General features: G+C 64.1%; 17 protein-coding genes. 10 read left to right on the top strand and 7 right to left on the bottom strand.

Translation table 11 applies throughout. The features are described from left to right. The first annotated feature begins 33 nt into the window (after nt 1-33). The 6 genes from AC1DXI_RS11010 to AC1DXI_RS10985 all read left to right on the top strand — a co-directional run bounded on the left by AC1DXI_RS11010 (nt 34) and on the right by AC1DXI_RS10985 (nt 6,922). Nucleotides 34-1,035 (top strand): dihydroxyacetone kinase subunit DhaK, encoded by a 1,002-nt coding sequence (locus AC1DXI_RS11010; RefSeq protein WP_476938638.1) that lies wholly within the window; start codon nt 34-36, stop codon nt 1,033-1,035. Between the two features lie 3 nt (nt 1,036-1,038). Continuing rightward, nucleotides 1,039-1,665, top strand: coding sequence for a dihydroxyacetone kinase subunit L (locus AC1DXI_RS11005; RefSeq protein ID WP_476938637.1), 627 nt, complete (start codon nt 1,039-1,041; stop codon nt 1,663-1,665). A gap of 140 nt (nt 1,666-1,805) precedes the next feature. Then, nucleotides 1,806-2,690, top strand: a complete 885-nt coding sequence (locus tag AC1DXI_RS11000) for an NAD-dependent epimerase/dehydratase family protein (RefSeq protein ID WP_476938636.1) — start codon at nt 1,806-1,808, stop codon at nt 2,688-2,690. A 105-nt stretch (nt 2,691-2,795) separates the two neighbouring features. Continuing rightward, complete coding sequence (locus tag AC1DXI_RS10995; RefSeq protein WP_476938635.1) at nt 2,796-4,271, top strand: FGGY-family carbohydrate kinase; 1,476 nt, start codon at nt 2,796-2,798, stop codon at nt 4,269-4,271. A gap of 229 nt (nt 4,272-4,500) precedes the next feature. Continuing rightward, nucleotides 4,501-5,403 carry an aminoglycoside phosphotransferase family protein gene (locus AC1DXI_RS10990; protein WP_476938634.1) on the top strand — a complete coding sequence of 301 codons (903 nt, stop codon included), beginning with the start codon at nt 4,501-4,503 and terminating at the stop codon, nt 5,401-5,403. A 76-nt stretch (nt 5,404-5,479) separates the two neighbouring features. Further along, nucleotides 5,480-6,922, top strand: coding sequence for an HNH endonuclease signature motif containing protein (locus AC1DXI_RS10985; RefSeq protein WP_476938836.1), 1,443 nt, complete (start codon nt 5,480-5,482; stop codon nt 6,920-6,922). On the opposite strand, the gene AC1DXI_RS10980 is transcribed toward AC1DXI_RS10985, so the two are convergent. After that, nucleotides 6,909-7,832 (bottom strand): RNA polymerase sigma-70 factor, encoded by a 924-nt coding sequence (locus AC1DXI_RS10980; RefSeq protein ID WP_476938633.1) that lies wholly within the window; start codon nt 7,830-7,832, stop codon nt 6,909-6,911. The two genes, AC1DXI_RS10985 and AC1DXI_RS10980, sit on opposite strands and share 14 nt — an antisense overlap. A gap of 4 nt (nt 7,833-7,836) precedes the next feature. Next, a complete protein-coding gene (locus AC1DXI_RS10975; protein ID WP_476938835.1) occupies nt 7,837-9,072 on the bottom strand; it encodes an NAD(P)/FAD-dependent oxidoreductase in 1,236 nt (411 codons plus the stop codon). A gap of 238 nt (nt 9,073-9,310) precedes the next feature. On the opposite strand from AC1DXI_RS10975, the gene AC1DXI_RS10970 reads away from it, so the two are divergent. The 4 genes from AC1DXI_RS10970 (at nt 9,311) to AC1DXI_RS10955 (ending at nt 12,092) form a co-directional block, all read left to right on the top strand. Further along, nucleotides 9,311-10,276 (top strand): phosphatidylinositol-specific phospholipase C/glycerophosphodiester phosphodiesterase family protein, encoded by a 966-nt coding sequence (locus AC1DXI_RS10970; protein WP_476938632.1) that lies wholly within the window; start codon nt 9,311-9,313, stop codon nt 10,274-10,276. After that, nucleotides 10,273-11,064 carry a GOLPH3/VPS74 family protein gene (locus AC1DXI_RS10965; protein ID WP_476938631.1) on the top strand — a complete coding sequence of 264 codons (792 nt, stop codon included), beginning with the start codon at nt 10,273-10,275 and terminating at the stop codon, nt 11,062-11,064. The genes AC1DXI_RS10970 and AC1DXI_RS10965 overlap by 4 nt, the downstream gene beginning before the upstream one ends. 198 nt (nt 11,065-11,262) lie before the next feature. Next, entirely contained in the window at nt 11,263-11,745 is a 483-nt protein-coding gene (locus AC1DXI_RS10960; protein ID WP_476938630.1) for a hypothetical protein, read from the top strand. 32 nt (nt 11,746-11,777) lie between these two features. After that, the gene (locus AC1DXI_RS10955; RefSeq protein WP_476938629.1) at nt 11,778-12,092 is read left to right on the top strand and encodes a hypothetical protein; all 315 of its coding nucleotides are present in this window, start codon (nt 11,778-11,780) and stop codon (nt 12,090-12,092) included. Nucleotides 12,093-12,173: 81 nt separating this feature from the next. On the opposite strand, the gene AC1DXI_RS10950 is transcribed toward AC1DXI_RS10955, so the two are convergent. From AC1DXI_RS10950 to AC1DXI_RS10930, 5 genes are all read right to left on the bottom strand, one after another. Next, complete coding sequence (locus tag AC1DXI_RS10950; protein WP_476938628.1) at nt 12,174-12,323, bottom strand: VOC family protein; 150 nt, start codon at nt 12,321-12,323, stop codon at nt 12,174-12,176. A 96-nt stretch (nt 12,324-12,419) separates the two neighbouring features. Next, the gene (locus AC1DXI_RS10945; RefSeq protein WP_476938627.1) at nt 12,420-13,682 is read right to left on the bottom strand and encodes an NYN domain-containing protein; all 1,263 of its coding nucleotides are present in this window, start codon (nt 13,680-13,682) and stop codon (nt 12,420-12,422) included. A gap of 129 nt (nt 13,683-13,811) precedes the next feature. Next, the gene (locus AC1DXI_RS10940; protein WP_476938626.1) at nt 13,812-14,231 is read right to left on the bottom strand and encodes a DUF3040 domain-containing protein; all 420 of its coding nucleotides are present in this window, start codon (nt 14,229-14,231) and stop codon (nt 13,812-13,814) included. Between the two features lie 218 nt (nt 14,232-14,449). Beyond that, nucleotides 14,450-15,886, bottom strand: coding sequence for a dihydrolipoyl dehydrogenase family protein (locus AC1DXI_RS10935; protein ID WP_476938625.1), 1,437 nt, complete (start codon nt 15,884-15,886; stop codon nt 14,450-14,452). After that, a partial coding sequence (locus tag AC1DXI_RS10930; protein ID WP_476938624.1) for a VOC family protein occupies nt 15,883-16,153 on the bottom strand: 271 nt, incomplete at its 5' end. The genes AC1DXI_RS10935 and AC1DXI_RS10930, both read right to left, overlap by 4 nt.

Below are 16,153 nucleotides of genomic sequence, written 5' to 3'. Positions count from 1 at the left end.
ACAACCTCCGACGCGTCAACAGAAAGATAAACCGTGAAGAAGATCATTAATAAGCCAGAGGACTTCGTCAACGAGATGATCGAAGGAATCCTCCTCGCGCACCCTGACAAGCTGAAGAACCCCGGCGATGACTCGAGAATTCTCGTCCGTGCAGATGCACCAGTCGCAGGCAAGGTCGGCATCGTCACCGGAGGAGGTTCCGGGCATCTGCCGCTGTTCAAGGGCTACGTCGGCCAAGGGTTGTGCTCCGGGGTGGCGATAGGCAATGTCTTCAGCTCGCCCAGCTCGCAGCAATGTTTCGAGGCAACCAAAGCCGTCAGCGGCGGCGCCGGCGTGCTGTACCTGTACGGGAACTATGGCGGGGATGTCTTCAACTTCGACCTCGCTGCCGATCTAGCGGAACTTGAAGACATCGAGACGCGGACCGTTGTGGGACGTGACGACGTCGCCAGCCAGCCCAAGGACAACCGACTTGAACGCCGGGGCGTAGCCGGCTTAATCTTCGCCTACAAGGCCGCGGGCGCGGCAGCCGAGCGCGGAGACAGTCTCGACGAAGTGGCCGCGGTCGCCGAGGACATCGTCGACAACACGGCAACGATGGGAATCGGATTGTCGCCCACCATCCTTCCGACCACAGGTTCCCTGAGCTTCGACCTGCCCGACGGAGAAATGGAAATCGGAATCGGGATCCACGGCGAGCCCGGCATCCACCGCGGTCCACTTGAGCCCGCGGACGCCATCACGGACCGCCTGGTTGAGGCTCTGGTTGAGGATCTAGGCCTCGCCGAGGGTGACCGAGTCGCCGTTCTCGTGAACGGGATGGGCGCAACGCCTTTGGAAGAGCTCTATGTCATGTACCGCCGTGTTCACCAGATCCTCTCCGGCCATGGCGTTTCGATCAGCAAGAACTACATCGGTGAATACGCCACCAGCCTGGAAATGGCTGGCGCCTCCATCTCGCTACTTAAACTCAACGACGAACGGCTCGCGCTGCTGGAAGCACCTGCCGCCTCACCTTTCTTCCTGGAGGTTTGACCCATGCACTCCACCCAGCTCATTGAACAGATCCAGGGAAGCCTCAAAGAGGTCGTTAAGTACGCGGACGAACTGCGCGACCTCGACCAGGCGCTGGGAGACGGCGATTTAGGTATCACCATCACCCTCGGCGCCAGCGCCGTCATCGACGTCCTCGGGGAACTTCCGGAGAGTGCCAGCCCTTCGGAGATCGCCCGCGCCTGCGCCAAGGCCTTCGCCAACGCCAACCCATCCACCATGGCAGCGCTTGTGGCCGGAGGATTGCTCGCAGGGTCCAAGGTCTGGAAGGACGTTGAGGACGTGGACCTCGCAGCGGCGGCGCGCTTTGTTCGAGCCGCCGGGGACAATATCGCACAGCGCGGTAAGACCCAGCTGGGGGACAAGACGATCGTCGATGCCATCATGCCTGCCGCCGACGCCCTCGACGCCGGCCAGGGCGGAGTCAGCGGGCTGGATGCTGCGATCGCCGCAGCAGAAAAAGCCGTGGTTGACACACGTTCATTGCGGTCACGGCGTGGCCGTGCGGCGTGGCTCCAGGAACGCAGCATCGGACTTCAGGATCCAGGAGCGACTGCAATGTGGCGTTTTCTGGAAGCATGGCGCACCGCCAGCGTCCCCGCCCACTCATAAATTTTCCCGGAGGCTACCTCACAGCTGTCAGCTTCAAACGGTCTGTTGAACGGGACGACACGCAGCAGCTGGCCCGACCAGCTATCGGGCCCTGAGCGGCCCACGACCGCGGCAGGGCCGCAAAACAAAGGAGGAGCAAGATGAAAGTTCTCGTAACAGGTTCCCGCGGCAAAGTCGGAACCGCTGTTGTTCGTGCCCTCATCTCGGCCGGGCACGATGTCACCGGCTCGGATCTTGGACGCCATGCTTTTGACCGGATTCTTCCCGGTGAGCCCGACTACCAGCAAGCTGACCTGACGGACGCCGGTCAGGTCTACGGGATGGTTCGAGGCTTCGACGCTGTGGTCCATGCCGGCGCGATTCCGGAACCCACACACAACCCTCCGCACGTTGTCTTCCAGAACAACATCATGGGTACCTTCAACATGATTGAGGCGTCCGTGCGGGCCGGCGTCAAGGTATTCGTCAACATCTCCAGCGAGACCGTCCCCGGTTTCTTCTTCCCCGAGCGCCCGGTCCTTCCGGACTACGCACCTGTCGACGAGAACCACCCGATCCAACCGCAGGACCCGTATGCGCTGTCCAAACTTTTCGGTGAGGAACTTTGCGACGCGGCTGTTCGCCGGAGCGACATGCGCTGCATTTCCATCCGACCAAGTCACGTGCAGCACCCCGGCAACTATGAACGGAACCTCGGCGCCCAAGTCCGCGATGCCGGGAAACTGAGCCCTAACCTCTGGAGTTACGTCGACTCTGAGGATCTCGCGGACGCAATTGTGCTGGCTGTGGCATCGGATATCCCCGGCCACGAGGTCTTCTACATCGCCAATCCCGACAACGTCGGCGGGCGCGACTTCGCCGCCGTACTAAAGGAGTACTACGGGGACCAGATCGAGCTGCGAGAACTGGGCCGCGTCGATTCCTCTGGTATCTCATGTGCGAAGGCCGAACGCATGCTCGGCTGGAAAGCAAAGCGGTCCTGGCGCGATCACCTGGACACCGAGGGACACGCCCTCGAACGATAGCCCCGAGCGCGCCCGCCCGCCAAGGCKCGGCGGGCGGGCTTCTGCCAAAGTTGAACTAATAGCCGGCCTGCCCTCCCAAGGGCGGGCCTCGGACGGTAGGGAAAGATGCGGGAAGTTGTCCTGGGCATCGATATCGGTACATCCAGCAGCAAGGGTGTGCTGGTCGATTTCGGCGGCCGGATTCATGCAACTGCGGTACGTGACCATGACGTGAACAGGCCATCGCCCGGGCAGGTGGAAATGGACTCTGCCATCTGGTGGCAGGAATTCATTGAAATTTCGCGGGAGCTGACAGCAACGGACAACGTCCGCGTAGTCGGCGTCGGAGTCAGCGGCATGGGCCCGTGCGTCCTAATTGCGGACGAGCACGCCAAGGCGCTGCGTCCCGCGATCCTCTACGGAATCGACGCCCGGGCCCTAGAGCAGATCGACTACCTGAACCAATCGTTCGGCGAGCAATCGATCGTGAAACGGTGCGGATCAGCGCTGTCGACTCAGGCCGTCGGGCCCAAGCTCGCGTGGCTTACCGTGCACGAACCGGAAGTCGCGGCCAGAGCCCGCATGCTCTTTATGCCGAGTTCCTGGCTTGCCTATCAGCTGACGGGTGAATACGTTCTGGACCATCACTCGGCAAGCCAGTGCACGCCCATGTATGACACATCAGCGCACGACTGGTATCCGCCGTACGCAGAACCCCTGATCCAATCCATCGACCTGCCCCGCCTGGTCTGGCCCGGCGACATTGCCGGCTACGTGAACGAGGAAGCAGCGTACAAGACAGGCATTCCAAAAGGTGTTCCCGTCATCGGCGGAACAATCGACGCCTGGTCGGAAGCCGTGAGTGTAGGCGCCCAAGGCCCAGGCGACTTGATGCTGATGTACGGCACAACGATGTTCCTGATAAATACCCTCCAGGACAGAGCGACATCGTCCTCGTTATGGGGCACAGTCGGCGTCCTGCCGGGCACCTATAACCTCGCGGGCGGCATGGCAACGTCCGGTGCCATCACAGCCTGGCTGCGGAAGCTGGTTGGTTCCCCCGAATTTTCAACCCTGCTGGAAGAGGCAAACAAATCGGGCCCGGGGGCGAACGGGTTGCTCATGCTCCCGTATTTCGCCGGAGAACGCACGCCCGTAGCAGACCCGAACGCCCGCGGACTCCTTGCAGGACTGACGTTGAACCATAGTCGTGGCGACCTGTACCGAGCCGCACTGGAGGCAACCGCATTCGGTGTCCGACACAACGTTCAGGAGTTGGAAAATAGGGGAGGCGCCGTGCGACGCACGATTTCTGTTGGTGGCGGCACACAAGGCGGCCTATGGACCCAGATCGTTTCAGACGTCACCGGCCTGGAACAGCAAACACCCTTAGTGACCATCGGGGCCAGCTTCGGGTCGGCCTACTTGGCCGCCGCCGCCCTCGACACCATTTCAATCCACGACTGGAATCCAATCGTCTCGGTTACCAAGCCTCGCGAAGAATTGGCGGCAAGATACGAAGCGCTTTACGGCCTCTACAGGGAACTTTACGAATCCACGGCGTCGGTCACCCACCGACTCGTCAAACTTGCCTCGACGTGAAGCGGGAAACTCGCTACACCGGGTCCGGCAGGTCGTACACGCTCTCATCGTCACCGGGCCGCTTCCGGGATCGGCCAGGCCAACGCCCTGCGCGTCGCCAAGGAAGGCGGACGCGTCACGGCCGCCGGCGGACGCGTCTGTACCCCGTCCGCTCTTGGGATCTGAACTATATTCGGACAAGGGGGAGTGTCGGACTGCATTGCAGGCAGAAGGAAGGCGGGGTTTCTGAATGGCGGAAATGCCGCCAGCCACGGTGGAAGTGACTAACGCGGTGGTCCAGCGCCTCGTCCGGGACCAGCGGCCCGACCTCGGCGATTGTCCGATAGCGCGGGTTGCGAACGGCTGGGACAACGCGACCTTCCGGCTCGGAGACAGCCTGGCCGTCCGGCTGCCGCGCAGGGCGGAGGCCGTGCCGCTGATACTTCACGAGCAGCGCTACCTTCCTGACATAGCTCGCCGCTCCCCGGTTGCTGTTCCTGTCCCCGTCCATGCCGGCAGGCCGACGTCGGACTTTCCATGGCCGTGGAGCATCGTGCCGTGGGTCCCCGGAGCCGCTGCGGCCGACGTCGGCCCGGCAAGCCGCGGACCGGCGGCTAAAGGCCTGGCCGATTTCCTGCTGTCCCTTCACGTGCCCGCCGAAACTGACGTCCCGGTGAATCCATTCCGAGGCGTGCCGCTAGCGGACCGTGACGCTGTGCTGGTGGAACGGCTCGGGGACCACGAACGCTACCCGCAGGCGGCAGCGCTGAGAGCAGTGTGGGCGCAGGCCTGTGCCGCCAAAGCCTGGGATGGTCCGGCGATGATGCTCCACGGGGACCTCCACCCTGGCAACATCCTGCTGGCGGGCGACGGCTCCCTGGCCGGCGTCATCGATTTCGGCGACGTCGGGGCAGGGGACCCGGCTGTCGATCTTGCGGTGGGGTGGCTGATGTTCGACGCCGGCACTCGCCGCCGCTTCATGGGCGCCTTTGGCTCCGCAGTCGACGGGGACGCCTGGATGAGGGCGCGCGGTTGGGCCCTCATCCTGTCCACCGCCATGTTGAGCAACTCCGACGATAATCCGCGGATGTTCGCCGTAGGAAAGTTCGGGATCAGGCAGATCCTGGCTGACGGTTTTCGCCTGCAACTCTGACGCCGGCGTTATTGTCAGTGGCTCCTGCCATGCTGTGAGTGTGGAAGGCAGAGCAGCTGTGGAGACGTTGGAGGCCATGCAGGCCTCCCTTGCTGCGTTGGCTGCATTTGCCAGTCGTGGAGCCGGGAACGTGGACTCGACTAGCGCTGACCATCTGCGGGACGAAGCGGACGCGTGCCTGGACGGCATGGCTGAGGTAGGCCGCCTGGAAGCCAGGCTTGCCGCGCTGAAAGTGCACTTCGCCGCAGGATATGCCCGCGCTGCCGCCGCCATGGCGGCCCCGGCCGTTTCCCCGCAGGAGCGCACCGCCCAGGAATTGGCGCTTACAGCAGAAGTGGCCTGTGTCCTGACCGTGAGTGAAAGATCGGCGGCGGCGCTCCTGGCGGAGTCAGCTACCCTGACCACCGGGTTGCCCCTCACGCTGTCTGCGCTACAGGCAGGAAGCATTTCATGGCAACACGCACGGGTGATGTGTGACGAAACGTCCGGCCTGGACCCGGCCGCGGCAGCTGCTTTGGAGGCTCATTTCCTGAACCCGGAAGCTGCCTTCGCCGCGCACGGCTGCCCGGCGGGGGAGCTGGTACCGGGCAGGTTCCGGGCCAAAGCGCGCAGATGGCGTGAGCTGCACCATCCCGTAAGCATCGAAACGCGCCATCGCAAGGGTGTGGAGGACCGTCGGCTGGAATATGTGCCGGACCGGGACGGCATGGCCTGGCTCTCGGCCTATGTGACCGCGGACGTGGCGGTGGCTGGGTGGTCCCGTGCCACGGAAGCGGCCCGTGCCCTGCAAGGGCCGAATGAATCCCGGACCCTGACCCAGCTCCGTGCGGACATCGCCGCAGACTGGCTGCTGGCGGGGGTGGCGGAAGGAACTCCGTCACCCAAGGCGCAGGTCCTGGTGACCGTGCCGGTGCTGTCTCTTTTGGGCGCCGTGACGGAACCGGCCATGCTGGACGGGTATGGTCCCGTTCCGCCGAGCATGGGCCGCCGGCTTGTGGGGGATGGCGCCGGATCGTTCCTGCGTGTGCTGACCGATCCGCGCAATGGAGCGCCGCTGGAGATCGGACGGACCAGCTACCGGGTTCCGAAGGCGATGCGCCAGTGGTTGCGGCTTCGGGATGGCCGGTGCCCTTTCCCGGGCTGCAATAACCATTCCCTGGATAACGAAGCGGACCACGTGTTGGCTTGGTCCGAGGGAGGCGGCACCGGCATCACCAACCTGGGCCAGCCATGCCGGCGGCACCACCGACTCAGACACACCACAGCATGGAGGCCGGTTGACGCGACCCGGGACCAGCCACCCGGCTGGATCTCACCTGCGGGACGCTCCTATCCCAGCGAGCAACAAGACTGGGAACCCCCACACTGGCCGCAGCAAGTCGGCCACGCGGGTGAAGGCCGGGAGTTGGAACCGCCCGACTTGCCCGACGTACTTGCCGGCGCCGTCGGCCCCGGAGAGACAGGACCGCCATTACCGGTGGATCCCTTTCCTGACTGGGCACTGTTCATCGCGGCGTAGGGCCCTCGCCAATGACGGGTTCGCGATGAGGCAAGCGCGTGCGGAAGCTTCGGGCTTTGGTGGTCGCGCCGAGTTTGTCCGGATTTCGTACGAGGTAGATGCCCGTAACCTGTTCGTTGCTTGATTCAACAAGGGCCACAAGGTCAACCCTGTCTCCGCTGTAAATGATGAGGGCCGGCATCCCGTTCAAAGATGATGATTCAACCCGCAGGTCAGGGAGCGGGTTTTTTGCGATGCCGGTGAGGAAGCGCACGATGTTGTCCGCGCCAATAACGGGTTTGCGGGCCGCTGTGACTTTTCCGCCTCCATCGGAGAGGAGGACGGCTCCGGGGGCGAGTACATCCATGAGGGACTGCATATCGCCCCCGAGTAGAGCCGTGAGGAACCGGTCAGCGACTGCTCGTTTCTGTCGTGCATCCACCTCAAAGCGCGGTTGACGCGCGCGCACGTGCGCCTTTGCCCTGCTTGCTATTTGACGGACGGCCGCCAGCGACTTGTCTGTGGCTTCGGCGATCTCCGCGTATGGGAAATCGAAAACTTCGCGGAGGACGAAAACTGCCCGCTCATCGGGGGACAGGGTCTCGAGCACCACGAGCATCGCAAATGACAGTGATTCACTCAGTACAGCATTCTCCGCGACATCCGGGGCCGTGACCACAGGCTCCGGGAGCCACGGACCAATGTAGTCTTCCCGACGGCGTTGAGCTGCCCTAAGCGAGTTCAACGCTTGACGCGTCACCGTCTTAGCCAGGTAGGCTCGCGGATTTTGGACAGCTTCTGCATCAACACCGGACCATCGCAGAAAGCTCTCCTGAACGACGTCCTCGGCATCCGTAACTGTTCCCGTGATTTCGTAGGCAATGGTGAAAAGCAGGGAACGGTGTTCCTCGAAAACTCCTGCGGTTCCCACAGCCTTACTTGGCTTCTGCCGGCCGGGGCCCCTTGGGCCAGCTGTACGAGCCGTTCCGGCGAAGCTCGCCTCTGATCCAGGAAAGCGTCATTTGGCACATCTGCGCTTTCACCGTTGCCGCGAGACGACCCCGAAGGACGAACCGGCGCGGCTGGTCGTCGGCGCGCACGGTCTGAACGAGTCCGGACTTGCGTCCCAGGCTGATGCACCTGAGCATGTATCCCACTGAAAGCGGGGCCGGAGCTCGTTTATCGAGGCGGGCTATGATGCTGTCGGCCGCGTGAGCACCAAGCGGCAGGGCCGTCGCGCAGCTCATGCGCAGGTGACCGGCGACGCTTTGGGGGGCTTGTATGGCATCGCCCGCACCGAAGATGTCGGGGAACCGCGGGCACGACAGTGACTCGTTGACCATGAGCCGCCCGAGGGCATCGGTTGGCAGTCCGCTGTCACGTGCCAGGTTCGGTGCGCTGAATCCTGCGGTCCAGATCGTGCAGTCAGACCGCAGGGTGTCACCACCCGACGTTATGACCGAGGAATCGTCGCACCCTTGCACATCGGTATTCTCTATCATTTCGACGCCGAGCCCTGAAAGCCGCTTCATGACCGCGTGTCGGCCGGAGCCGGAGAGGCTGCCGGCAATGGCTCCCCGGGAAATGAGCTGTACCCGTAGCCGCGGATACTTTTCCGCGATTTCGGCAGTAACCTCGATGCCGGTCAGGCCAGCTCCGATGATGCTGAGGGTTGAGCCTGGATCCAGTTGCGAAAGCCGGGCCCGCAAGCGGTTTGCGTCCTCGGGATCTTTCAGAGCGTAAGCGCCCGCCGGAATCTTGCCCGAGGCCTGGATACTGCCCACGGCGTACAGCAGTACATCGTAGTCGAGCGGTTCGCGGCCGCCTGATATGTGCACGTAGTGGTTTTCAGGGTCGATGCGGGACGCAGTGCCTTCGACGAGGTCCGCACGCTCATGCAGCAGCGACCGCATAGGCACCCGGGCTGATTGCCGACTTCCTGCCGCGACCTCGTGAAGGCGAATCCTTTCCACGAAATCGGAAACCGGGTTGATGACTGTAACGCTGATGGAGTCAGACAGTCTCGGACTTCCTGCGAGCCGGTTTGCGGCCATGACTCCGGCATACCCGGCGCCGATAATAACCACACGACAACTTACTGACACGGTGACTCCTATCGCTGAACGAACGTTTGAACATAGGACACCGCAGAGGCCCGAAATGTGACACATCCAAGAAGTCCGCATGAGGCTCGTCACGCACGGCTGCGACCACCAGCTCGAGTTCCAGTTCGCCACGGATCTGCTCCTGAGGCGTCCACGGCTCAGCGTGGCCGTTCACTGCTGTTTACCGGCCCTCCATCGCGTGGCCTGTCCCTGTTAGTGCGGATCGGGGAGCCTGTTTGAGGCATCGGCGCGCCCGATCGGTCGAGCTGAACTATGCCCCCTGAACCGCACCAAGGAGAACCCCGTGCTTATCAAAAGTGCTGTCGCCGCGCTGGTGGCCCTCACATCCCTGACCGGAATCACCGTCCCCTCCTCTGCCGCCACCTCCTCCCGGGATGTTGTGCTGGGCCAGCCGCTGTTGGAGGCCCATGCGCACAACGACTACGAGCACGGCCGCCCGCTTTTTGACGCCTTGGAGCATGGGTTCACCAGCGTCGAGGCGGACGTTTGGCTGGTTGACGGCGAACTGTTGGTCGCTCACGACCGGGAGAACGCACAGTCGGGAAAGACCCTGGCGAGCCTGTACCTGGATCCGTTGGACAAACTAGTCCAGCAGGAAGGTCACAGCGTCTATCCGGGCTGGGACGGCAGCCTGCAGTTGCTGATAGACATCAAGAGCGACGGCGAGAGCACCTACGCTGCCGTTGAGCAGGAGCTGCGCAAGCACCCGGCCCTCATGACCCTTTACAGCAAGGGTAAAGTCAGCACCGGCCCGGTGACCGCCGTGATCAGCGGCAATAGGCCGCTGACCACCATGCAGGCGGAAGACAAACGCTACGGGTTTTTCGACGGGCGCTCAGCCGACCTTGCCTCCGGGATGCCCTCAGCGCTCATGCCGCTGATCAGTGATAACTGGACAAAGCTGTTTACGTGGCAGGGTGTTGGCCCGATGCCCGAGGCGGAACGCGCCAAACTCCACGCGTACGTCGCGGACGCACACGCCAAGGGATACCGGGTCCGATTCTGGGCGACTCCGGACCAGCCGGGCGAGGCACGCGAAGCCCTTTGGACCGAGCTTCACCGGGCAGGTGTTGACCACATCAACACCGACGACCTCGCAGCACTGGAACGGCGGGAAGTCCCGCCGTCGTCCGCTCACCGTGGCCGCAAACATTTGGAAGCGGGTGGCCAGCGGCAGGGCAATGTAAACGCCGACGCTTGTAAATCTTCATTGTGGCGGCTGCCCGACTACGCCACGATGTTCGTATGAACGCTGAAACACCGAAGGCGGCGGAGCTGAACCTTCCCCAGGCCTTCCTCCTTCTGGCGACGAACGACAAAGACGGCAAACCTGAAGTGCCGATGTACGCACTCAGGACCACCTTGGCAGGGGCAATATTGGCCGAGCTGGACCTGATCGGTGCAATCGGGCTGCAGGGGAAGCTCGTCAAGGCTACCGGCACTGCCCCGGAAACGAACTTCCAGCACGAGCTGGAGCTCATCCGCGGCAAATCTCGGCCCCACACTCCCAAACGGTGGGTCTCCATGCTGGAGGGCCGCGCCGAAATGCAGCGTGTCTACGAGGGGATGGCGGCACTGGGCATCGTGGAACACGTCGGCGAAAAACATCTGGGTCTGTTCCGGACGGTGCGGTACCCGGAGAAGGACCACGCTCCGGAGGCGGCGCTCCTGACAAAGATCCAGGCCGCATTCGGTGGTGCGCCGACCGATCCCGCGAAGGCTGAGGCCGGGACGCCCGCTCCCGCGACGCCTGACGCCACGGCACCTGATGCCGGGACGCCCGCTCCCGCGACGCCTGACGCCACGGCACCTGATGCCGGGACGCCCGCTCCCGCGACGCCTGACGCCACGGCACCTGATGCCCGAACCACAGCGCTGATCGCCCTGCTTCAGGCGGCCGGACTGCTCGGCAAGCTCATACCGGCAGCAGACAAAATCCGGGCAAGTGAGCTGGCGAAAGACTATTGGCCTTCCCGCGCGGTGGAGGTCGAACTCCGCATGATCAGACTGGCAGAGGAAGAAGAACCAGGCATATGAGGCTGCCTGAAATCGCTAGGCACGGGAACAACATCGTGGCCAACTGGGTCTCTCACGTACCGACCTGTAGGCAGGATTCCCGTAGGAAGGGAGCGCACCGAGGAACCCCGGCGTTCGTGATGGCTGCGGCCGGGAGGCCTGTTTCTACGGTGCCGACCGCCGTAGGCTATGGGCATCCACCACATCGAGGAGGCACTCATGCGCACGGCAACACCCAAGAACCAGGCCAACCAGGTACGCCAACTTTCAGAGAATCTCATCTCTCAGCTCACCGAGGGGAGGGAGTGGGCCACTCCCGGGGTCGAGGCGGCATTGAAAAGAGTGGTGGCCGGGCTCGATGCCGGGATTGAGTCCGCGTCTCCGAGGATCCAGACCGGACTACGGCGGCTCGCTGACGAGCTCGCCGGTGGAGTGGAAACTCTGGCTCCCCGTGTTCAAGAGGGCCTGCATCGGGTTGCACCGAGAGTTGTCACGGCACCTGCCCGGGCCAAGTCGCGGCGGACGGCGTCCGGGAAGGCCTGGGTGATTGCCGGAGTGACGGCCGTCGCGGTGACCGCGGGAGTCGCGGCCTGGCTCGCTTTTCGCCGTGCGGATAACGAGCCGGTGCCGTCCGCGGATGCGCAGCGTACCAGCGGCGTGGACCCCGACCTGCGCGCCGCCTCCACAGAGGACCAGACCTGAGGGACCCGGGCGGCATAGGCGGAGGGGGAACCATGCAATCCAAGGGGACATGGCAAATTGCAGTGGGCTTGATATTCCTGGCGGCCACGGTATTCGTCCTGCCGATGCCGCTGTTCGAGGTGTTCTCGGGCATCGCAGGGCAGGGTGCGGTGACGCTGTTCGTCCTGGGAGTCTGCCTTCTGACAGTTGGTCTCGGGTTTGTCGCGGTGGGTCTGCACAAACGATCCCGGAACCTGGGAACGGCGCGCAGTTACGACACAAGAGAGCCCACCGCGTCCGATGAGGACAGGCCCGTCAATCCTCATGCGCTGCCAAATACTTATGGCGCTATTCCCCCAGCGGGTTAGCTAAAAGATCGTGGGTTCCGCGGCGCGGGAGCGTCCGACGGCGGCAAGTCCCGCCGTCGTCCGTTTTGTGTGAAACTGCCGCTATTCGCCGGCGGGCTGGAACAACTCGACCACGTTCCCGGACGGATCCTCCAGCAGGATCTGCTGTCCGCCCGGGCCGGTGACAATGTCGTTCCGGAACGTGACGCCCGCGCCGCGCAGCCGCTTCACTTCGGCCGCGATATCGCCCACGATGAGATGTATGCGGTTCCATCCTCCCGGCGCGGGCACCATGCCGTCGGGGGGAGGTTCGCAGCCGATCCTTGGGCCTCGAACTCGCGAGTATCGCTACGCCCGGGAGCCGCCGGGGCCGGGCTCCAGGAGCCCGCCGCCGGCCCAGCGCCTGAGCGCGAGCTTTTCGGCGTCGTCGAACTCCATGAGGGCCAGCCGGCACAGCTCTTCCACGTTTCTGGTCCACGCGGCGGCGAGTTCTGCCGCTGACATCTCCTCTGCGAGGGAGCCGCCGGCGTACACCACGCCCTGGATCACGAAGTTGACGGCCGAGCGGGACACCGGCTGCCCGGCCGCAACACAGTCGTCCCGGACAAGGCGGGACAGCTCGCTTCGATTGACCGGCTGCTCCCGGAGCCTGGCGGCCATGGCCTCGATGAGTTGACGGAACTGGGCCGCGGAGAGCGCGGGCACGTCAGTGACCCGGGCGACCCGTTCCGCGATGCCCGGCTCAATCTCACCTCCGGCTGGCAAATCGTCGTCGGAGAACCTCTTCGCATCCCAGACCCAGCCGCCCCGCGCAGCTGAGTATTCAACACCGTGGCCAATCTGGGCCACCCACGTCCCGAACTTGCCACAGCCGCCCCAGTCCGTCTTCAGGGAGGGATCGGCCGCGAGTGCCCGGTGAGCCACCATGGCCCCGACCACCGGACCCGGGGCCGTCCGGACAAAGTCGCGGACCTCTTTGGCGGCGCCGGAAAGTGTCGTCGCCGTGGACTTCGCCTTCCCTGCCCCTTCTGCCCGCGGCGTCTGGACAGATGCCACCGCGTGGATGGACTCGGCCGCGGTCCCGTTGAGGATTGCCACGAAGTCGTGGGACTCCACCACGCTGTCGGCCATCTCGCGGTACGCGAACGCCACGGCGCCGGCAGCGATGACGGTGGTCATCCGGTCCGCCGCCCGGAACCGCTGGACCAGCGAGGTGAAGTCCGCATCCGCCGACGCGACGAAGAACTCCTCAATATGTGCCGCGCCGGACAGGGCATCCATTGCGTCCAGCACCAGGTTGATGTCGGTGCTGGACTTGCCCCGCTGGGTCAGGGAGGGGCAGTCGATCACGCGGAAGCCCGCGCGCGTCCAGTACGGCCGGTACTTGGAGTAGATCACCGGATTGAGATAGCAGTTGCGGATCAGGAAACGCCGGGACTCTTCGCCGGTGCCGCCGTCGGCCAGCGCCTCCGTCCAGTGCTTGGGGTCCTCGGCGAATCTCTTCGCGGCCGCCGGGTCCAAGGCCATCAGGCCCGTATAGACGTTGTCGAAGTCCACGAACATCGCGGCACGGATGCCAGGCCGCCGGGACTGGGAGAGGGGATCGCTCATCGGCTCAGTGTGCCAGCAAGAGTGCGGGACATACCAGATGTGACCTTCAACGTGGTCCCGCGACCTTGGGCGCGCATCCGGTCCTCCTCAGCCCTCGCAATGGCATCGCGTATTGTCGCCGGTTCAGCTTTACACCCACCAAAACAGGCTCCACAACGCCCAGTCTCCGAAGGCGTCCTTGAAGGGTCGCCGTTCCTTCCCTGCTCTCTGAGTTCCGGCCGGTTCCACGTTGTCAGCGGCGGGCGCAGGTGCGCCAATTTTGGGTACCCCAGTGTGCCTCACGGCGAGTAACGCTCCGAGGATCATCACGGCAAAACCGAGGACACCGACGAAAATGTTCGGAACGGGGCCCTGAAGTGCTGCGCCCAGCAGCAGGAGCAGAAAGCCCGCCACGACAGTAGCTGCCCCAGCGACAATGTGGAGGGCGGAGGGGGTAGGGGCCGGTTCTTGTTCCATGGTCTTGGCGAAGAGGGGGTCGTCCGCTTTGAACTGTTGCTCGAGCTGATCCAGCAAACTTTTTTCGTGTTCCGAGAGGGGGCTGTGTGACATGGAGTGCCGATCGTTTGATAGGGACTTAGTGGTCAGAGGAAACGCAGAGATCCGTAAAGTCGTCTATTCCAACGACGCGGACAGGGCCGACGACGGCGGTGTCGTCTCCGCCAGATCGGGAGACGACACCGTTGCCAGGGTGTCGGGACAAACGCACTGTCGTGGCGTCCGGGGCGAGCCGGAGATGGCTCGCAAGCGACAGCCCCGGGGCCAGTCCGTTACCGGGACGGACGCCCGTATTCTTCGAGAAGCCGGAGCCAGACCTCATTGACCGTGGGGTAGGCCGGTACGGCATGCCACAATCGGTCCAGCGGTACTTCTGAGACGACCGCGATTGTCGCGGCCTGCAGCAGTTCGCTCACGTCCGGACCGACGAAGGTCACTCCAAGTACGACTTTTCGCTCTTCGTCGACGACCATCCGGGCGGTGCCCGTGTAGCCGTCGGCCCGCACACCGGCACCGGCGACGTGCCCAATCTCGTAATCGACCACCTTAATGTCATAGCCGCTCTTACGTGCGGCCGCGGCGGTGAGCCCCACGGCCGCGATCTCGGGGTCGGTGAACGTGACCTGCGGCACCGCCTGGTGGTCGGCCGTCGCCACATGGGTTCCCCACGGCGCGTCCGATACTGCTGCTCCGGCTGCGCGGGCGGCGATGACGTCACCGGCTGCGCGGGCCTGGTATTTCCCCTGGTGAGTGAGCAGGGCCCGGTTCGTCACGTCCCCGGCGGCGTAGAGCCAGTCGAACCCGGGAACCAGCATGGTGTCGTCAGTCTCGATCCACGCCCCGGGCTTGAGCCCGATCGAATCGAGGCCGATATCTCCGGTGCGGGGTGTACGGCCGGTCGCGACGAGCACTTCCTGGGCGGAGATGGTCCTGCCGTCTCCGGTTTCGAGGGTGACGCCGCTGTCGTCCCGGGTGACGCGGGTCGTTTTCGTCTCGAGGATTACGGTGACACCCTGCGCACGGAGGGCTTTCGCGACCAGAACTCCGGCGAACGGCTCCATGGCTGAGAGCAGCCCGCTGCGGGAGATCAGGGTTACTGCCGTGCCAAAGGCGGCGAAAGCCGTCGCCATCTCGGTGGCAACGACGCCGCCGCCGATGATCGCAAGGCTTTCAGGGACAGTCTTGATGCTGGTGGCCTCCCGGCTCGTCCACGGCCGGGCATCAGCGAGTCCGTCGATGTCGGGCAGGAACGCATCTGATCCCGTGGCGACGGAGACGGCATGGCGGGCGGTGAGCACCGTCGTAGAACCGTCCGTGGCCGTGACGGTGACTTCCTTGGGACCGGTGAGCCGGCCCTGACCGCGCACCAGGGCAATGCCGGCGCTTTCGAGCCACCTCACCTGGCCGCTGTCGGACCAGTTGCTGGCGAAGGAGTCCCGGCGTGCCAGCACGGCCTGCACGTCGAGTTCACCGGTCACGGCCTGCGCGGCCCCGGGAACCTGACGGGCTGCCCGCAGCACCTGGGCGGAGCGCAGCAGCGCCTTTGATGGCATGCATGCCCAGTAGGAGCATTCGCCACCTACAAGCTCGCTTTCGACAATCATGGCGGTCAGGCCGCCCTGGACGGCGCGGTCGGCGATGTTCTCTCCCACGGCGCCGCCGCCGAGCACGATCAGGTCATATTCTGCTGAACCGTTGTGAGTGCTCAACGTCCGGGCGCCCGGGTGTTGATTTCCTGGAGAAGCCAGCTGTTGCCGTCCGGGTCGCTGAAGGAGGCAAAGGACTGGTAGTCGGCGCGTTCCGGGTGCGGGCCGGCAATGCGGTGCCGGTTGTCGAGGTTGAAGATGAATCCCTTCGCGTAGTGGAATACCTCGGAGACGTCGACGCCTTTTTCGGCCAGGTCGGCCCGGGTCGCGAGGATGTCCTTCACGGCGAAAATCTGATTTTGGAGTGATCCGGGTGCGGCAGCGGTGATG

The organism is Arthrobacter sp. P1_H7 (assembly GCF_056405215.1).
Note: the sequence above shows the minus strand (reverse complement) of the source record. Positions and strands in the feature narration are given on the sequence as shown.